The sequence below is a fragment of the Microbulbifer maximicatervae (SeqCode) genome (assembly GCF_052467825.1).
Genome location: NZ_CP174327.1, coordinates 4790768 through 4808311 on the forward strand (window position 1 = coordinate 4790768; position 17544 = coordinate 4808311).

The 17544-nt window shown below is 43.4% G+C and carries 17 protein-coding genes; 5 read left to right on the forward strand and 12 right to left on the reverse strand.

Translation table 11 applies throughout. The features are described 5' to 3' along the window. The first annotated feature begins 1480 nt into the window (after positions 1–1480). Positions 1481–2911, forward strand: a complete 1431-nt coding sequence (gene nhaA, locus ACJJII_RS21050; RefSeq protein ID WP_444917615.1) for a Na+/H+ antiporter NhaA — start codon at positions 1481–1483, stop codon at positions 2909–2911. A gap of 117 nt (positions 2912–3028) precedes the next feature. Here nhaA and ACJJII_RS21055 read toward each other — a convergent pair whose 3' ends face one another. Beyond that, entirely contained in the window at positions 3029–3424 is a 396-nt protein-coding gene (locus ACJJII_RS21055; RefSeq protein WP_444917616.1) for a universal stress protein, read from the reverse strand. A gap of 1727 nt (positions 3425–5151) precedes the next feature. Continuing rightward, positions 5152–5982 (reverse strand): glycerophosphodiester phosphodiesterase family protein, encoded by an 831-nt coding sequence (locus ACJJII_RS21060; protein WP_444917617.1) that lies wholly within the window; start codon positions 5980–5982, stop codon positions 5152–5154. 802 nt (positions 5983–6784) lie between these two features. Here ACJJII_RS21060 and ACJJII_RS21065 point away from each other — a divergent pair. The 3 genes from ACJJII_RS21065 (at position 6785) to ACJJII_RS21075 (ending at position 8708) form a co-directional block, all read left to right on the forward strand. Continuing rightward, positions 6785–7063: a hypothetical protein gene (locus ACJJII_RS21065; protein ID WP_444917618.1), complete on the forward strand. Its 279-nt coding sequence runs from the start codon at positions 6785–6787 to the stop codon at positions 7061–7063. 504 nt (positions 7064–7567) lie between these two features. Then, positions 7568–7762: an imm11 family protein gene (locus ACJJII_RS21070; RefSeq protein ID WP_444917619.1), complete on the forward strand. Its 195-nt coding sequence runs from the start codon at positions 7568–7570 to the stop codon at positions 7760–7762. Between the two features lie 664 nt (positions 7763–8426). Beyond that, positions 8427–8708 carry a hypothetical protein gene (locus ACJJII_RS21075; protein WP_444917620.1) on the forward strand — a complete coding sequence of 94 codons (282 nt, stop codon included), beginning with the start codon at positions 8427–8429 and terminating at the stop codon, positions 8706–8708. 140 nt (positions 8709–8848) lie between these two features. On the opposite strand, the gene ACJJII_RS21080 is transcribed toward ACJJII_RS21075, so the two are convergent. Together ACJJII_RS21080 and ACJJII_RS21085 are read right to left on the reverse strand one after the other, a co-directional pair. Beyond that, entirely contained in the window at positions 8849–9292 is a 444-nt protein-coding gene (locus ACJJII_RS21080) for an HNH endonuclease family protein (protein WP_444917621.1), read from the reverse strand. A gap of 475 nt (positions 9293–9767) precedes the next feature. Then, positions 9768–10595: a hypothetical protein gene (locus ACJJII_RS21085; RefSeq protein WP_444917622.1), complete on the reverse strand. Its 828-nt coding sequence runs from the start codon at positions 10593–10595 to the stop codon at positions 9768–9770. Positions 10596–11141: 546 nt separating this feature from the next. On the opposite strand from ACJJII_RS21085, the gene ACJJII_RS21090 reads away from it, so the two are divergent. After that, positions 11142–12506: an IS4 family transposase gene (locus tag ACJJII_RS21090; RefSeq protein WP_475708115.1), complete on the forward strand. Its 1365-nt coding sequence runs from the start codon at positions 11142–11144 to the stop codon at positions 12504–12506. A gap of 191 nt (positions 12507–12697) precedes the next feature. On the opposite strand, the gene ACJJII_RS21095 is transcribed toward ACJJII_RS21090, so the two are convergent. The 8 genes from ACJJII_RS21095 to ACJJII_RS21130 form a co-directional block, all read right to left on the reverse strand. After that, on the reverse strand, positions 12698–13297 hold the full coding sequence (locus ACJJII_RS21095; RefSeq protein WP_444917624.1) for a hypothetical protein: 600 nt from the start codon (positions 13295–13297) through the stop codon (positions 12698–12700). A 185-nt stretch (positions 13298–13482) separates the two neighbouring features. Continuing rightward, positions 13483–13707 (reverse strand): hypothetical protein, encoded by a 225-nt coding sequence (locus ACJJII_RS21100; RefSeq protein ID WP_444917625.1) that lies wholly within the window; start codon positions 13705–13707, stop codon positions 13483–13485. Positions 13708–14005: 298 nt separating this feature from the next. After that, the gene (locus tag ACJJII_RS21105) at positions 14006–14398 is read right to left on the reverse strand and encodes a hypothetical protein (protein WP_444917626.1); all 393 of its coding nucleotides are present in this window, start codon (positions 14396–14398) and stop codon (positions 14006–14008) included. A gap of 19 nt (positions 14399–14417) precedes the next feature. Next, a complete protein-coding gene (locus tag ACJJII_RS21110) occupies positions 14418–14816 on the reverse strand; it encodes a hypothetical protein (RefSeq protein ID WP_444917627.1) in 399 nt (132 codons plus the stop codon). Continuing rightward, positions 14771–15328 carry a hypothetical protein gene (locus ACJJII_RS21115; RefSeq protein ID WP_444917628.1) on the reverse strand — a complete coding sequence of 186 codons (558 nt, stop codon included), beginning with the start codon at positions 15326–15328 and terminating at the stop codon, positions 14771–14773. Before ACJJII_RS21115 ends, ACJJII_RS21110 begins: the two co-directional genes overlap by 46 nt. Beyond that, entirely contained in the window at positions 15321–16514 is a 1194-nt protein-coding gene (locus ACJJII_RS21120) for a DUF4055 domain-containing protein (RefSeq protein ID WP_444917629.1), read from the reverse strand. The genes ACJJII_RS21115 and ACJJII_RS21120 overlap by 8 nt, the downstream gene beginning before the upstream one ends. Continuing rightward, positions 16481–16741 carry a hypothetical protein gene (locus ACJJII_RS21125; protein ID WP_444917630.1) on the reverse strand — a complete coding sequence of 87 codons (261 nt, stop codon included), beginning with the start codon at positions 16739–16741 and terminating at the stop codon, positions 16481–16483. Before ACJJII_RS21125 ends, ACJJII_RS21120 begins: the two co-directional genes overlap by 34 nt. Continuing rightward, positions 16741–17541 (reverse strand): terminase large subunit domain-containing protein, encoded by an 801-nt coding sequence (locus tag ACJJII_RS21130; protein WP_444917631.1) that lies wholly within the window; start codon positions 17539–17541, stop codon positions 16741–16743. The genes ACJJII_RS21125 and ACJJII_RS21130 overlap by 1 nt, the downstream gene beginning before the upstream one ends. Positions 17542–17544 lie beyond the last annotated feature (3 nt).

Below are 17544 nucleotides of genomic sequence, written 5' to 3' on the forward strand. Positions count from 1 at the left end.
GCATAAATTAAAAATATCGTGCATGACTAACAAATTCCCTTACATCAAGCACCCGCCGATGGATATGAAAAATTTTGTCCCCTACGTAAATGAATGAAAAGATAACTGAAACTATTGCAAGAAAAATAGTAACAGAAAACCCAATAGCCCATAGACAACTATAGAACCTCCAGCAGAAACCTTATGGAAAAGGGGCACTTCAGGTCAAGCAGCATAAGCCTAGCTCCACAATTATAAAGTAAAAGGTTTCCATATTATGGGCGCTAAAAGCACAGTTATTCATAATAATATAAATTACAGAACGACCACACGGAAAGAGGAAGTTCAAAAAAGAGGTCGAAGAAAAAAACCATACTAAATAGAGCCCAACCATATACGGCCAATAAGCCATTGATTTTTTATCTATCATAAAAATTGCATACCACGTAATTCACATAATTCTATACCACCTTAGGTATCATTGTGTGCAACAATATTAAACCCTAGCTCGCAAAGTACAACCGTATAACTCATAAATAAACACAGAAATGAAAATCAACACTTTCCCTAAACCTAATTCGCAACCAAAAAATTAATCACCACTTTATATAGAATGTACATATCAAGCGCCAACTTGCCTAGTAATATACTTAGGATTTTCTCGTTCCATTCACTGCCTTATGCTTCACGGATTCCATCTTTCAGGGATCTCTAAAGCCCCGCTCATACGAGGTTAATATACAGGCTACACAATAAACATCAGTCACTTTTGATTTTATATTTTAAACAGATAAAATCTTAAGCCGTGTTCTATAATATCTAAGAAACGGCGCACTTAACATAATCAACAGTCTGCGCAATACCCCCAATAAGCTACACAAAAGCAAAGTGATTTTATTCTCGGAAAATCACTTTTGTAATTTTACATTCTAAATTAACAGGACTCCTTTTACTTAAGAACTAGGTGCCCCCCTAAAAAAACTAATAGCTTGCTGAATCCATTAATTCGACTCACCCCGCTTGTTGTTGAATAGGTATAATCGCCCCCCTCCAATGAGAAGTAAACTTAAGCCGGACTCACGGCTTGAATAGGATATCAGCAGTATGGTTCGCACAACAAACATACTCATCCTAACCCAATATAGAGTTATGCACCGCTCGTCTACTTAGGGATTAAAAATCTTACTGTCTCGCAGCTTCAAGTTAGGGGGGGGATCAACCAGTGGCGTCTATTGCCAAAAATCAATGATAGGTATTGACTTCTTCGCACTATGTGAAATTACTATTTCCTAACGGAGCCTTTCTAGCCCTAAGCAACTGGCAACTTACCCCCTATCTTACATACGGTTTCTCTATTAGATATATTTCTAACCAGCCGCGAAATAAGATGCTTTAATCTAGTTCGCAATACTAGTTCCGTGATAATCTACCGCTCAAGTAAGTGAAAGATTAACCTTAAGTTTCGTAGGGTTGATCTATTAATAAAGGAGGATGCCCACCGATGAGCAAAGGCGTTTTGAATAGATTTAAAATTCGCAAAGGAAAAATTTTCGAAGCCCCGCTAGAAGAGGCATTTGGCCGTCTAGTCACTCCCTTTGAGGAATTTATTCATCGCCAAAGCAGCAGTGGTATTTTGTTAATGCTATCTGCGCTTATCGCGCTCATTGTTGCCAACTCACCTCTACAAGAGGCTTATAAGCACCTACTTCATATGCCTATTGCAATAGGAGCTGGAGATTGGACTTTTTCCCTTTCCCTGCATCACTGGATTAATGACGGCCTAATGGCTGTCTTTTTCTTTTTGGTTGGCTTAGAGTTAAAGCGAGAGTTTCTTGTAGGAGAGCTCTCAGATCTCCGCCAGGCAGTCCTACCCGTGATGGCCGCTATCGGTGGAATGGTAGTGCCAGCTTTACTTTACAGCTCCCTGAATTCAGGTACCGAGGCCAGCCCAGGCTGGGGTATCCCCATGGCAACAGATATTGCATTTGCCGTAGGTTGTATAGCGCTACTTGGTAACCGAGTACCACGGGCAGTAGTGACCTTTTTGGTCGCGCTGGCTATCGTAGACGACTTGGGAGCAATTCTCGTTATTGCCATCTGGTACACAGAACAGGTAAACATGACTGCGCTCATCACATCAGGTGGCCTTGTCGTAGTATTGGGACTGCTCAATGCCGCGGGAATCCGTAAATCCGCAGCCTATGTCTTTATTGGAGGCCTGTTGTGGTATGGGCTCCACTCAGCCGGCGTTCACGCAACTCTCGCCGGTGTCATTACCGCCATGGCATTACCTGCCAAGCCGAAGTACGATCCCGTCGCATTTAGCACCTTCGTGAAAGATATCATTCGCAGCTTTGACCGCTGCTTCCGCCCGGGTGACAAGATTATCGCTAACGACGACTTACGGGCTCGCGTAATGGGCCTAGGTAATGGCGTAAACTTGGCTCAGTCTCCTCTACAACGTATGGAGACCCGCTTACATATTCCAGTTGGATTTGTTGTAATACCAATCTTCGCACTAGCAAACGCTGGAATTCCAGTCGATAGTTTCAGCAGCCCTGAAGCAGTTCTCAATCCGGTTACTCTCGGGGTTATCTTTGGCCTGGTGGTCGGTAAATTACTCGGGATTGTAGGGGCAACCTGGATAGGTTGGAAGTTGGGTTGGGGAGAATTACCCAAAGCGGCAAATTTTCAGCATATTATCGGTGTAGCATTGCTCGCAGGTATCGGATTCACCATGTCTATTTTCATTGCTGAACTCGCATTCAGCGCGCAAAATGAGCTGCTGGTCCAAGCCAAAGCCGGGATTTTGCTAGCATCAGTTATCGCAGGAACCGCTGGTTTCCTGGTGCTGCGCAGCGCACCAGCTTCAGAAGACGATGTGGTCAAGGGCAAGGACTCAGATTATCCACCGCAAGCGACCTCTAGCTAATTTTCTAAAAATCAAAATAAGCCGGACAACTTACTAGTTGCTCGGCTTTTAAAGGCATCACCCCGAATGATTGCTATCGGAAGCAGCTAAACTTTAAGGTTACTATAGCTCTATATCCTAGATCCGAACCAAAGTTACATCACAATGCGCATAGTTCACTATACTATTCGCTGTAGAACCAATTAGGGAGCTCAAACCTTTCTTAGAATGGGTTCCAAGCACAATTAAATCTGCCTTTCTTTTGTCAGCTTCCTTGCAAATAATCTCATAAGGCTTTCCAACCTTAAGGGCTCGATTTCTTTTGGAAACTCCAAACTCGTCAGTAATTTCTTCAAATTTAGGAATTGCAGTCTCTTTCAGTTCTTTTTGATAATCCTTGGGCAAAAAGCTATAAGGTAACACATTTAAAACCACTAACTTACTATCGAACTTCTCAGCAAGCTCTACAGCCTTAGATAATACCAGTCGACCTTCTTGTGATGCCTCTATAGCGCAAAGGATAGTGTTGTACATATTCCCCCTCCAGTAATTGGCTAAAAAATACCTAAACGGGTTATATATTAACCCTACTACAAATTAAAGGGAATAAGGCATGAAAAGTTTACATCTAAATAGAAATTTCATTATGTGATAACCCACAGCAACTTTTAATTAATACGATATTCTTCCTATGTACACTTCACAAATGTATTCAACGATATCGCAAGCTTCACTGCACCCGTTACCGGCCCACCTGCCAACGGTGCAATACCCGGGGTAGCCTTGAGTCATATTAAATCATCAGTATTCATTTCAATATTACGTCAAGCTTCATCTGCCAGATGATGGCTAGGTGGATACTACTCAAAAATATTATTTGCTTAACTTCAAGGTTTATCTGTTGTGATATAAGCTTCTCCATTGCCTTGTTGGAATTTTTGAGCCATCCCTATTACTAGCCTAATCTATATATCCCTTTATCATGGACTTCTATCATGTATTCGGCAAGGATCCTAGATGATCTCTACATCCTCTAGTGTAGCGCTTCTCCCAAAATTTCTCACACATCACCAACCGAAATAAAAACTCTTTGCTCAGGAACGTTAAAGAGGGAAAACCATTTGCTTTCAACTCTTCAAGTGCCTCTATATCTCTTCGAGAGATGAGTGCATTATATTTTCTGTATGAGCTAAGCAAGCACTATATCTATATATTCAAATTTTTAGAGGTGAACCCTCAATCCTTTTTACTGCATTACCGAGAGTTAAAAGCTCTAGGTTTTTCACTGCCCCCCCCTCATCGCTATTGGAATTCCAGCCTACATCCCAGAGGTGCAACACGTCTTCTACGAACAGCCTTATCATCTACTGCATGAATATCAAGAATCACAACATCAGTTGTGCGGCCCACTACAGTAATTGATCAACTCATACTCTATTTCAAAGCCTAATCAAATATACATCTTATAGTTACACAGCCACTCTTCAAATAGGAGTTAACTATCCCTTAAACTATTTACCACGTTAGCCAACGCAGGGGTATAGCAGCTTTAGCCTTCGATGCTGGGCATACGACTAGGTTCCTGCCCTTCAACATTCGGTGAAAACGATTGTTAGCCGCAATCTAACGGCCAGAACGGAATTACCAAAAGCTTCTAAGTTCTAAACTGGAAGATCATGGAAGTAAAGGGTTCATTGTTCGCTCTTACCCAATTAATATAGTTTACCTATGAAGCTAGTCACATCAAAACTTTCGTTCGAAGACTTGTGATTCAATTTAACAGCGGGCCATTTTATGTACCTTTAGGATGATTTTGCACATAACCAATTTGATTTCGATTAAATTATAACCTGTGCAATTATAAGCTAATAAACTTGAGATAAAAAATGAGGCAGAATGGAATGTTCTGCCACCTCCCCAACTGATTAAAATGTCTTTTGAAAAGTACACCTCAAACAAAGGATTCAAAATTTCTTATAAATATAAACTACTTATCAACTCTCAATTAGTTAAGCTTTTTGTTGTACGACTGTACTTTCCACAGGCATTCATTTACTCGCTCAGAGATTACAATTGAGTCTAAACGCTTGCCAGTGATGCTTATATAAATTTTGAGCTTTACAATATTATCATTTCAAACTCCAATACCAAAACATCCATGCTCCATCCGATACTTTTTACTTAAGCTTTAGGCCATCCATACCAAACCGGCAATAGGCCGGTATTTCGACAGACTAAAGAGGAGTACTTTCATAAAGTTGCTAGCGTTCGCCTACATTTTCAAGAGCCTGAAAAATCCGATCAGGGTAGTCACCTATAATCCCGTCCACACCAAGAGATATACAACGCTCAATATCCTTCATGTCGTTAACTGTCCAAATATCAACTGCCACTCCTTTATTTTGAAAAAAGCGGACATAAGGTTTAGTAGTAATACTATATGGCAGTTGCGCAACATCGAAATCTGGCTTGAAAGCCCATCCAAAGCCCGAACTCCAGGCAAGACTGGCCTCAATAAGTTCTCCGATTGTTGCGCTCGTTCTAATTTCTCCCCCGCTAATATCACGGAAATGAATCATAGCTTTCCTGTGCTGGCTAGCTACGGTAACTTGCTTCTCCATTCTATAATCAACGATTACTTGCCATAGTTTTTCTGATAAGACTTTATTATTTGGCTTGATTTCTATATTGAATATCGTATTAGGATAGCGTTCAAATAGCTCATTTAGTGTTAAGAAAGTGTGCCCTTGGTTTCGGTACGGATAGCTATTACCATTATCTAGAGTAAACTGATACCCAGCATCCAATGCCTTAATCTCCCCTAAAGTTAAATCTTCGATCTTATCCAAAACACCTGCATTCTTTTCAAGATCTGCATCGTGATTGATAATAATGTTTTGATCTTTAGACAAATGTACATCCAACTCCAAAATGTCCGCCCCTTGCTCCAATGCCACATCAAAAGCCAAGGCAGTACTCTGGGGAAATTCACCTGAAGCTCCTCTATGAGCTAGGATATGAGTGGCCCAAACCTGACTGTAAACCATCATCAAAAAGGCAGCACCAACAAAAGTCTTGAATATACTGTTCATTTAAAAATTCCTTTTATTTTAAAAAAAACGATTACCTAGAGATAACTATAAACACACTAAAGAAGTGGACACTTCAGATTTATGGTATCAAGTATGTTTTTTCACCTCATACAAAGTATGCATTTGCCTATCGCAATGCGAAACAAGAAACTCTTACCATACCCACAAGACAAACCACTGAAAGGTAGCGGAAAATTGCAATATTGCTTTTTTCACAACCACCCTCACCAAATAAACTGATGGCACAAGATTTGCTCTGATCATTCACAAAAAGTCCAAAAGTTAAGAATTTCCACGCCAACCCCACCTACAACTTTATTGTAGTTAACATTAAATTCACCTTAACAACTAGGTTAATATCACTAGCTAAAAATATTAACACCAAATAAAAAAAAATCGCAACCTAACTTATCAATCAGGAAATTCCACTAATAATTCATCGTATATTCATCCAAACTCCTAAATCAGAAACCCCTACCTTAAGCGCAACATCTAAAGCCATCAGGCAAATAAACCACAACACGTTAAAAGCCAACTCTTTTTTTACAAAAAAAAGAGCAAAAATAGAATTAACTTGAACATCAAGAACTAAAATGAAAGTCGCGACAGCAATTTACAAAAAAAATAAATCCACATTAAGCTCCAGTACATAAACACTGAGGTTAACTTAAGGTGCATGGTAAAAACATATGACATGCGTCTAGCCACGTAACTGCCTAAACCGCGCCTCGGTGTATTCGGCCAGCACTGACTAACCATGGCTGTAAGTTCGGGGCTCAGATTTGTAAATTTGGAGAACCCCATGAAAAGATATGCATTACTCACCGGCACTTATAACCTGCTTATGGGTGGAATAAGGGATCTAAAATATTCGTTTCACAATGAGGAGGATGCCTACAAAGCGATAGAGCAAATTGCAATGACTGATCCTTTTACTCATTGGGCACAGATTTTCGACAAAAAAACTGACAAGGTAAGAGTTTTTAATATTATTAACAGGGAAGTAATTGAGAATAAGATCTGCAGTTTCTCCAGTCAGCCTGCAGAATCACTGATGAAAGCCGTAACCGAACTTAGCTGAACGGACAGCATCATAACATATGGGCTCGCTAGGAGCGGGCCCTTGAGAAGAGAATTGGACAGTAAGGGGAGTACACTTGTAGGTATCATTCCAATGATACCGTGATAGTGTCAGCCTCCAGAGAATGAGTTATATTCGAGGTGGAAGACATAATGTATTCACAGCACTATTTACTTCCAATGTGCTGTCAATACAATGTCACCACAAGTTAAAGCCCTTGTACAATCGTCTAGCTAATTCTGATAAAACTAAAAAGATCGCTATGACTACTTTTACGAGAGGGCGGCTAACGTCCCTAAAACCGTGGTTAAAAGCAACACCTACTGGAACGACGGTATGGTTTAAAAAAATGAGCAACCATAGTCACTTGTATCACATGAAGCTGCATACCAGGCTCTCGAAGGTACACTGGGTTCTTTCGGCGAGTTCCTTCCTTACACACACCAAGGGGCCAAGTTTTACCTATTTAATCCCCTAACAATTGCCGAAGATCTTAATGCGATAGTGCCTGGATCTGTTACACGAGACGATGATCTAATATCAGCCATTGAGTTCGATGAAGATAAGCTGAAAGAAATACCGGTATTCAGGACAAAAGAATCCAGCGTCAGCATCTACTGCGCCGAGGCCTTCAAAGAAATGGTCGAAGCGTCATCGCTTGATGGCTTGTTCTTCAGTAAAAATCTAACCCAGTATTAATTAAACAGCCCCTGGCATGTGCAGGGGCTCCTCTTTCCTACAAGCATGGTATAGTTGAAATTCGATCATGTAATCTTGACACTTTAAAATACCTTCTTAATACGTAGGTACTGAGCACCCCCTTTAGAGGCTACGCTCAGCCACACTCCCTCCTGAGACAGAGTAACCTAGCTAGTCTGTTCAATAGAGAGCAGCCAAGAAACAATTTCAGAGCAAGGAAAACCTTATGCTTTCAGAAAGAAAGCCCTATTGGGGCGTATTAAAGGAGCTTGATATATCCGGAAATGTACTAACTAGCACAAAGGGAAAAAATAATGGATATATGTCAATTTATTGAGGAAACTCACTCTAAAGAGTGTACAAGAAGGCAGATCTTAAAAGATATTTTCTTTTCTGCAGGAGTGGCTTACACATTTTCATTTGTAATTTTTTCTTTACTGTTCAGTGCAAGCTTGGTTGGTTATTTCATAATGATACCTACGATCCCCGCCCCTATAAAAACAGCTTTAGAAACAAATGGGCTCTGGGCAGCTTCAATTTTACTTTTCGAATGTTTATCAATAATCGCTCTCCTGCTTGCAAGAGATAAGTATGTAGCGAGGACGCAATCAGAATTGGGGCATAGCGAAAAACCCCTGAAAAAGTTTGGCACCAGGAAACTTCGATGTCTAAAATTCAGATCAAAAATAAGGAAAAAAATATTGGCAAGAAAGACTTTGAGAATATAAAGGATACCCTAGAAGCATATGAAAATTTAATTGAGTCGTCAGGAACATATGCTAAAATTTTAGCTAAATATATAGCAGCATTAATGATTGCCTTACTCGCAACTATTGCAAAGACAATGTCAGTTGTCCCAGCATTTCTTACAGTGTTTGGCCTCGGTGTTTTTGGTTACCTCATTTATCAAATAGCAACTGTAGTACCAGCCCCCCTGAGCGAGTGAAAGAGTTACGATACTTCTTATCAATGTATCAGGCTGGACTGACCTCCAGTCCAGCCTCCTCCCCTTCCACTAGAAAGGAGCCATCTCCTAAGAGTGAAGAAGTAGAGTGAACTACTAATGATTCCATCCAAGAGGGCAGTTTAGCCCTCCAATAAAGCTAGAATCTGGGCTGACTCTTCCTGTGATAATTTCAGCCCATACCTCTCCACTATCGCCATGAATCGCTGCACGTAGATAGCCTGGACGGGTTCATAAGGTGGCATCCACTCATCGGGGCCTTTGTCACCCTTACTTTGGTTCCGGCCATCATCGACCAGCCATAGATTCTCTGGGTCTTCTGCAAATTGACGCTTTAGCTCTACAGTCCAGTTGGCACTACCGTGCCCGTGAACCCAGGACAGCGGCACGATGTGTTCAACATCCAGGTCAGAGGCCAGATTGAAAAATTGGCCCGTGTACGGGTCCAGCCAGAGGCCGGGGTCTACAGTGCATTGCTTTTCATTAGTGAAGGTTACTGGAGCTAGGGAGAACTGAACCAGTAGCTCATGGCGTGTGCTCTGGCAGTCTCTATCAGTATCAGACAAACGAGGTAGCCATTCGTGGCGGTCCGTATTCGTTGGTATTGGCTACAGCCTCAAAACAACCAGACAGAGCGGTGGATAGGATAATTGGTAGCAATAGACGCATGACGACCCCTCTTTATTGTTTAAGGGATCGTATAAGAGGTAAGCCTGTGGAGCAAGCACGGAACATGCAGCATGGTGACATATCAAGACTCTCACAAAAGAGAAACTCAACGTCCATTCTTATTTTTCAAAGCCAGATAGATAATATAAATAAAAACGAATGGTGGAAATAAAGCAAGAGCCCCACCGAATAAAATTCCTGGAACCGGGTTATTCAACTTCCATCTGCACAGTAAGGTTACAACCAGCATACAGGAAGCAAAATACACCCAAAATATAATATGAGCTTTATATAGACTAATATACATACGCTCGCATTCATATGATTTACGTGGAATTTAGACTAATAAACAGAGGAGCTCTTACAAATCATTTAGTCACAGCTTCCAGGAAAGTAAACACAGTGTAAATCGTTTCCATGCACTTCACAGATCGTTTCTCCGCCTTCACAATTTTGAAGCATGTCAAAATTACCTCCCCAGCGCTCTATTGCGTCCCTGAAATCTTCAAACATTTTTGGTGACATCTCGTAGGTTCCAGAAAACTGATTTAGATTATCTGGGATCTTGTTACCATTTTCATCATAAGCACTACCAGGAACATAAGAAAAGGTTAGAGTACCATCACGTTGAGCCCCGGAAATTTTAAATAACGCTGTAGATCCGTCTGCAAAAACAACATTAGCAACAGCTTGGAGGCCAACCAATTTGCCTATCAGCTGGACTACTGCAGATTCATATGCGTATAATACATCCAGGCCTTCAAGGTGATCAAAAATCAAATCCTCTACTGCCTTTGTATTAGCAGAACTACCAGACATACCCCACGCACTACCTAAAGTACTCTCAGGAACTCTAACATTTACTGTTGCTGTGTCATTCCCCGCATAGAGGGCATACGTCGCCCCTGAAGCTTTATCAAATAAAGTCTGCACACTTGAGTCTACAGAAACTTCCTGAGCACGGAAATTATCCGGGGTAAATTTAGTGGGATCTATGAGTACAGGCATATACGCCTTAATAACACCACTTTTGAGGTCAGCAATATAAAATTTTGAGCGAGGTGAAGCATTTATAAGGTTAGCGTCTGCTGCACCCGAAAAACTGGTACAGTTGTCACATAGGAAAACATCAGAAGCAGCACTTGCTGATGACACCCACAAGACTGCAGAGAAAAATGCAAATAAAAAAATTTGTTTCATGGAAATCCTTTTTCTTAAAAACTAGCGTATGCCGCCAATAACCAACGGCGAAGCAATGATAAATCAACTTTCATGCAAATAGAACTTAAGATAACAAAGCAAAATTGAACTCACAGAAACAGATTCCCAAACCTGACTATTTAGTTATTTGAGAGCAGCCGCAATAGATCCATACCTGACGACATGATTTAACAACTCTCCTCACTGTAATGTCTCTAAAATAGGTACTAGAACCCATTGGCAAAACTCTTAATCATGCTGGATAAAAGTTAGAGGCCCAGGTGAAAAAATAAGGGGACCTAACCACGCATCCTGTGAGACACAAAGCCTTGCGCTTAGGTCCTAGGTTTTTGATTTTATGGTCAGGACTATCTAGTTACGAGGCTCGTCATCTTCACTCAGCAATAAAACAGGCTTCACCCCAGAGGGTCAGGGGTACCCCTCAGTAATGCGCTAAGTTTTATACACAAGTTTTTTCAGTTTTATTATGTAAATCAATAAGTTACAGTTTGGCCTAGTAAGAATTATAGGTTTGATTGGATTATTATGCAGGACTGGGTCATGGACGAAGTAAAAAATCAGGTTATGGGTGATACACGCTTGAATAAGCGCTTGTCTAATATTCTCAGTAATTTAAGTTCCGACCCAAAGAATAGCATTCCTTGCGCAAACAAAACTTGGGCAGAAACGTTTGCAGCTTATCGCTTTATCGAAAATGATAAAGTCAATTTTGACTCTATTATGAGCGGCCATAAATCGGCAACTCTTGAGAGAATCAAGGCGCACCCTGTTGTTCTTATCCCACAAGATACTACTTTTCTAAATTTTGCCACTGACCTAGAAAGTAAAGAGATGGGAACACTTAGGCGTAAAGAGACCAACCAACAACTCTTGCACACCTCCATCGCGATAACACCATCCAGAATTAATTTGGGTGTTGTTGAAGGTAGTATGTGGCAGAGAGATAAGGAATCAAGTTCTAATTCCCGCTATACAAAGTCGATAAAGGATAAGGAGAGTCGACGCTGGCTAGACCATTACGAAACGGCTTGTCAGATACAAGAGCGGTGCCCTGAAAGCACAATTGTGAGTATTGCTGATAGAGAGGGTGATATTCATGAGTGGTTTCAGCAGGCTGAAGAACAAAGTGAACAGCGGCGGGCGAGCTATATCGTTCGAGCTAAGGCCAATCGCACTTTAGAGCTCGATGGAGAAGAAACAGTTTTGCTTTGGGATCATATGAATGAGCAGAAATCTGTCGGTCTATACACGGTAGATATTCCCAAACGGAATGGAGAGCCTGGAAGAAAAGCCAAGGTCAACGTATCCACTACTGAGATACGGTTGCTAGGAAAAGGAAAATCTAAACGACCACATTCTCTCTATGCTGTATTGGCTAAAGAATTAACCCCACCAGAGGGTGAGAAAGGCATTGAGTGGATGTTGTTGACGGATCTGCCAGTTGAAGACTTTAAGCAGGCAAGGGTCATCATTGAATGGTATCGAAGCCGATGGGAAATTGAAACCTATTTTCGGGTGGTGAAAGGCGGATGTCAGATAGAAAGTAATCGTTTTAGAACAGAGCAGCGAATGTTGAACTGCATTGCGATCTATATGATTATTGGATGGCGGCTACATTCGATAACTACGCATGCACGAAGAGTTCCTGACACACCGTGTACAAGTGCCTACTCTGAAAAAGAATGGCGTATAATATGGATGATGCGAGATAAAACTACTCCACCAAATGAACCCCCAAGCATGAGGGAGATAACCCGTATGTTGGCAGGTCTAGGAGGTTTTTTGGGGCGTAAAGGGGATGGCGAGCCAGGGGTTAGAACCGTTTGGCAGGGATACACCAAGCTACTTCATTATATAGAGGCAGCAGAAGCTCTAAATGGACTTAAATAATGTGTATAAAACACAGGTAATGCGCCAAGGAAACGACAGTACCATTTAAAGGTTCAAGACTACATGGGCCACTCAAATCAAGGTGAGCATCTGATCATGTCAGGAAAAAGATAGAACCACGAATTGGAGGACAGTTAGAGATCACGCTAGAGATAAACAAGCCGGACAAATGCGGCGAAGCATATCGAAACTCATCTTTCAGATAGAAAAATCACTATCATTAAAGCCGCAAAGGATAAGCTTAATGGTATTCTAAATAGCCAATACAATTGCTCCATCCTTCTCAAAAAAACCGATTTCTTGCCAGCATCATCTTTAAGCAAAAAACTCAAATACCAAACAAACAGGTTAAGCAAGAAAACTACAATTAGTATGACGCCGGAAGTAATACCAAATAGACCACGTTGCCACCAAATCAAGCTATCTGTCGATAAAAGTGTGAACCATTGACCCAGCAATAGCCCGAACGTAAGACAGCCAATTGCATATGTATTTGACAGTATCTGCCTTGAAACCAAAGTGGGAGTGGAAAACTGGGGAAGCATAACTGCCACCGCGAATGAAAACATGCCGAAGGCTCCGATCGCATTCCAAAGATTTGGACCAATACCCTCCCTAATTGCAGCTTGATAAAATTCGACTTCTGGGTAAAATCTATTTACCCAAAGGACAAACAAAAAAGCTGGGACAGCCCAAGCAAAAAATATAGTAATTGCCTCCTTCAGACTTTCACCTGGGACAAAATCACCCCCTTCAAAATGATGAAATTTTTGAACTACAAAGTCTCTCATATCCCTTCCTTAGTAAACATCAGAATTTGCAAAAACTAATACCCCTCCCCAACTAAACTCAGCACGATACACTACCGCAAGCCACGGAAGGATGAATACAGGCTCTTAAAGATAATAGGATATCCTGCCACTCCGATAGTTAATACTCTTCGCAACCAACAGGATAAGATCTCTCAGTCTTAGCTTTATGGTTTAGATTTAAGCACAAATGTCCAACCGAATTTTAAATTTCCAGCATTCTCATATGGAAATGAAGCCATAAACTCCCTTTCTTTAACATAATAAATTCCCGCTAACATTCCGTCTGCAGTGACCTTCTCTCCAACATTAGGAGGAGTAGTGCCATCAGGAACTCTTACAAAAATTGTTTCGTTCGAAGGTTGTCCTTCCAAAGTAAATGCCCACTCCATAACTGTATCCTTTAACGTTAATAAAGCCAGATCATTTTGAACTTCAAATATAACAGTATCTGAAACCACCAAAGTGCGAAGTACTTAGCATTTAGTGAGTTGAAGTTTAAATAATTTCGATGCCCCAGAAATCTCTATCCAGCCCCCCAGTATCTACGCAACCACCCCGCCACATACGCTGAAGTATTTCCACTAATCACCGACAGCATCGCCGCGCGATTTAACAGCTCAACACTCAAAACCGGACTGTTACCATCATTCATATAAACCAGCTCATCTTAGTTAACGGTGGCCTGTATTACCCACTCGGAATCGCCATAGCCGCAATAGAACTATGTACGGCCAGGCGATTCGCCACTTCACCAATACAGTCAGAAACAAGGCCAGCTGCTTCGTCAACCACATTGACTGCCTGCCCTGCATCTGTGGTAAGTGTTTTTGTGGTGACGTAGACCTTATCCATCGGGTCTCCTGCGGCATCGGTCTGCACGCTGTTCTGGTCGTCAATCACGGCGATCACGGCGATCACGCACTTAAGCACAGCGACAGCTTGGGCTTCGGCGCTTGCCGGCTCGGGCTTTTGAGTGATTACAGCCCGTACAATCGTGCCGACACTGTGTCCGTCGTCGATGATGTAGGCAAACTGCCAGGCCGCTAAGTCCGGCACCGTTATTGGAGAAAAGCGAGGCATTCCTGATGCTCCTAATCAATTAAGGCTTGTAGGCGTTATGGGTGATTACTCGGTGCTGTGGATCAACACCGGCGGCATAGCTGATATTGCCGACGGAGATTTTGTAGACGGTGCGGGGGCCTGCGCATTTGACGCTGACGACCGTTTCCCAAGTCATAGGCTCGTCGCCATGTAGCACTCCCAGCTCTACGCCATGGCAGTCCTGAGCTAAGTAGACACGCCCTGCACTATCCGTCACTGGAGTTTCTCGACTGCAAATAACCTGTGCGCCACTCTTCATGGTGAGCAGTACGCAAAGCACCTTATCTTCGGGCTTAACCGCTTCTATCGGGGCTAGATGGGTATCACTGTCGCCAAGATCCCAGCAGTGAATCAAATCGCCGGGGCGGCAATCGTCTGCCAATAGGTCATCGCGCAAGTAGGTACCGGCGGCAATGCAGTAGGGAAAATCTGGAAGGTTGTTTGCCCCTCGAAGAAACCCTGCCGGATTGCCCCCGTAACCCGCTTTCTCTCGCTGTTAGTCCAGTCCTTGATAAATGGCTCAATCAACTGCCCGCCATCGGGACCACGTACAGAGAGTGGAGTGGACAGAGCAGCTGCGCGAACTTGAGCCGGTGCAGGAATTACAGCCTCTACCCCAGCAATCAATGCGGCCTGCAGGTTGCGGACCTCAAATTCCGATTCATACTCGGCCAGATCCAGCAGGTCGTAATACTTACTGAATATCTCGGATAGATCGCTATCAACTGCAGCAAGCAACCGCTCCAGCCTTGTCCGGGAGAACTCAGTTAAATCGTGGCTTGAAAGACGTTGCTTTATGGAGCGGTCTATCTGCTGCAGGAATGCCGCAAACTGATTTACTTCACCAGACTTTAATCGCTCCAGGTAGACAGCATGACGAGTGCTTGAAGTGGCGAGAGCTTCACTCATCGTTTAAGCCCGGCTCAGGCTCCTCGCTATCCAACTCTTCGCGAATTGCCTCGTCAGTCTTCTCAGTATTAATAACGCCATGCTTCCGCAGGTTCGCCCAAAGGTCAGAACTCGGTAAACGCCCAGACTGCCAAGCCTTCACCAGGGCGCTAAGCATCTGCGCATCAAGGTTGGATTCAGCAAAGTCCTGGTTGAGTTTGTACTCTGTAGCAGCCTGTACATTCTGGAATTGGGCCACCCATTGAATAGCCTGGGTGTAAGCCTCGCTAACATTCTCGGCGACTAGGGATAGAACAGAGTGCTCTGATTCGTTTTCGGCTTGGGCTTCAGTGGCCGTCTTTACTGCTGAACCCCGCTCAATCAATCGAGCACCCAAGGCGACCATTTGCTTTTCTTTCTGGTCCATTGCTTCTTTGACCAGGGTATTAGGTTCAACTTGAGCAAATCCAAAGGCTCCGCCAACGGGGAGCAAAATTGGAGAGCGGGAGCCAATATAAATGCCCTGCTTCTCCATATGGTCACGCCAGTTCTCAGTTAATCCAGAAATCCAAGGCTGCGCCTGACCGACGAAAAACGCTGAATCCTCATAGTCTGCTGAGTTGCGGTAATGGGCTTTGTTGAGGTTTGCCAGGTCTAACAATGGAGACCGGTCGATACCCGAATCATTGTTCTCGGCACCAACAAAGGTAAACGGGATAATGTCCCAGGCCTTCCCTACTCCATCTAACGGTGTGTAAGTGTCGTGAATAACCCAGGTGCCAGTGTTGCCACTGCGCCATATCTCCACTGTATAGCGACCATCAATCAGCTTAAGTGCGCGGTACTGAGTTTTCTCTTCTATGCCAAAACCATCTGAGGTGGTTTCTTCATAGCTCTCACGGATAACAACCAGCCCCAGCCGATGCACACCGCCAACCTTGATGGTCCGCCAGTTGATAATCTGATTAGCGGGATAGCTCACTATCGAGGCACGTACTAGGCCGGCTTGCTGTTCGGCCTTAGAGGTTTGCCTTTCAGTTTTGGGGTAATCCACCAATAGGCCGCGCCGGCCAGACTTAAGCACCGCAGCAACCACAGACTGGAACTGCTGATAGATACTCACTCCATTGCCATTAGCATCTGAAGCCAGGTATTCCAGACCTGCCGGGATATCTACCGTTGGCGCTCGACGAAATACGGCACCCACCAGGCCTGCAACGTGCGACCGGTTGCGTTATAGAAAACCGCCCTGTCTGTATACTGCTGATAGCGAGCTCTATTTGCTTCACTCTGGTCCTTTGGGTTGGGCATGGGCAAATAGGTGGTGCCCTTAGACTTAGTGACCCGCTCACCCGCACAGATATCATCAACCAGCGTCCAGTCTGGCAGCGCCTTGGTGAAGTCGTCGCGCTGGTAAGTAACGTAATTTGCCATTAGTAGGACATTCCCATGTTGATACTCATTGCCATAGTGCGGATGTTCTTCACTGAAACTGCGAAATAGCGGAATGCGTCTGCGCCGTGGCTAGACCAGTCATGCAGCGGTCGATCTTTCCAGCAACCGTTCTTGTCATCCCACTCTTTGCGGTAGCTCTCCAAGCACTTGATACCCTGGTCGCACTTCTCTTGATCGAAGACACACTTAGGCAGAACCTCACGAACCGACTCAATACCGCCGTCGACGCTACCATGTGGTGCAACATTGAAGTTCAGGCTGTATGTCTCACCGTCTATCTCGTAACCCTCGCGAGCCATTTCTCTACGAGATTTACCATTGCCACTGAAATCCCGGTTATCTATATCGTGAGGCGCCCAGTGTTCGGCATAGTTGTAGCCGCGCTCTTTCAGCACCTTCATGTAGTGAGCTATGCCTTCGCCGCTGTTCTCGTAGTAATCAATCACGTGGTACTCATCACCCACCACGCGCACAAACCAAATAGAGGTCGAATCACCAACCCCGATATCCCAGAATGTGTAAACCGGTAAATGTGAGTCATCAGGCAACGAGCGAATCCGCCCCTCTTTGTAGAGCCGCTGGAACTGCCGTGAGTAGTAAGCACCTTGGATAGACTGCTGGAAGGCCTCAGCGGGGAATGATGGGTACTCCCGCTTGATGTCATCACCTAGCGTTTTCTCTTTAGTGATGTACCAGAGCTTTTGCGCATCGGTTAGGTTGATGCCCTGCTTGCTTTCGAGTTCGGCAAAGTACTTTTCGAATCGTTCAGGGACAGACAAGGC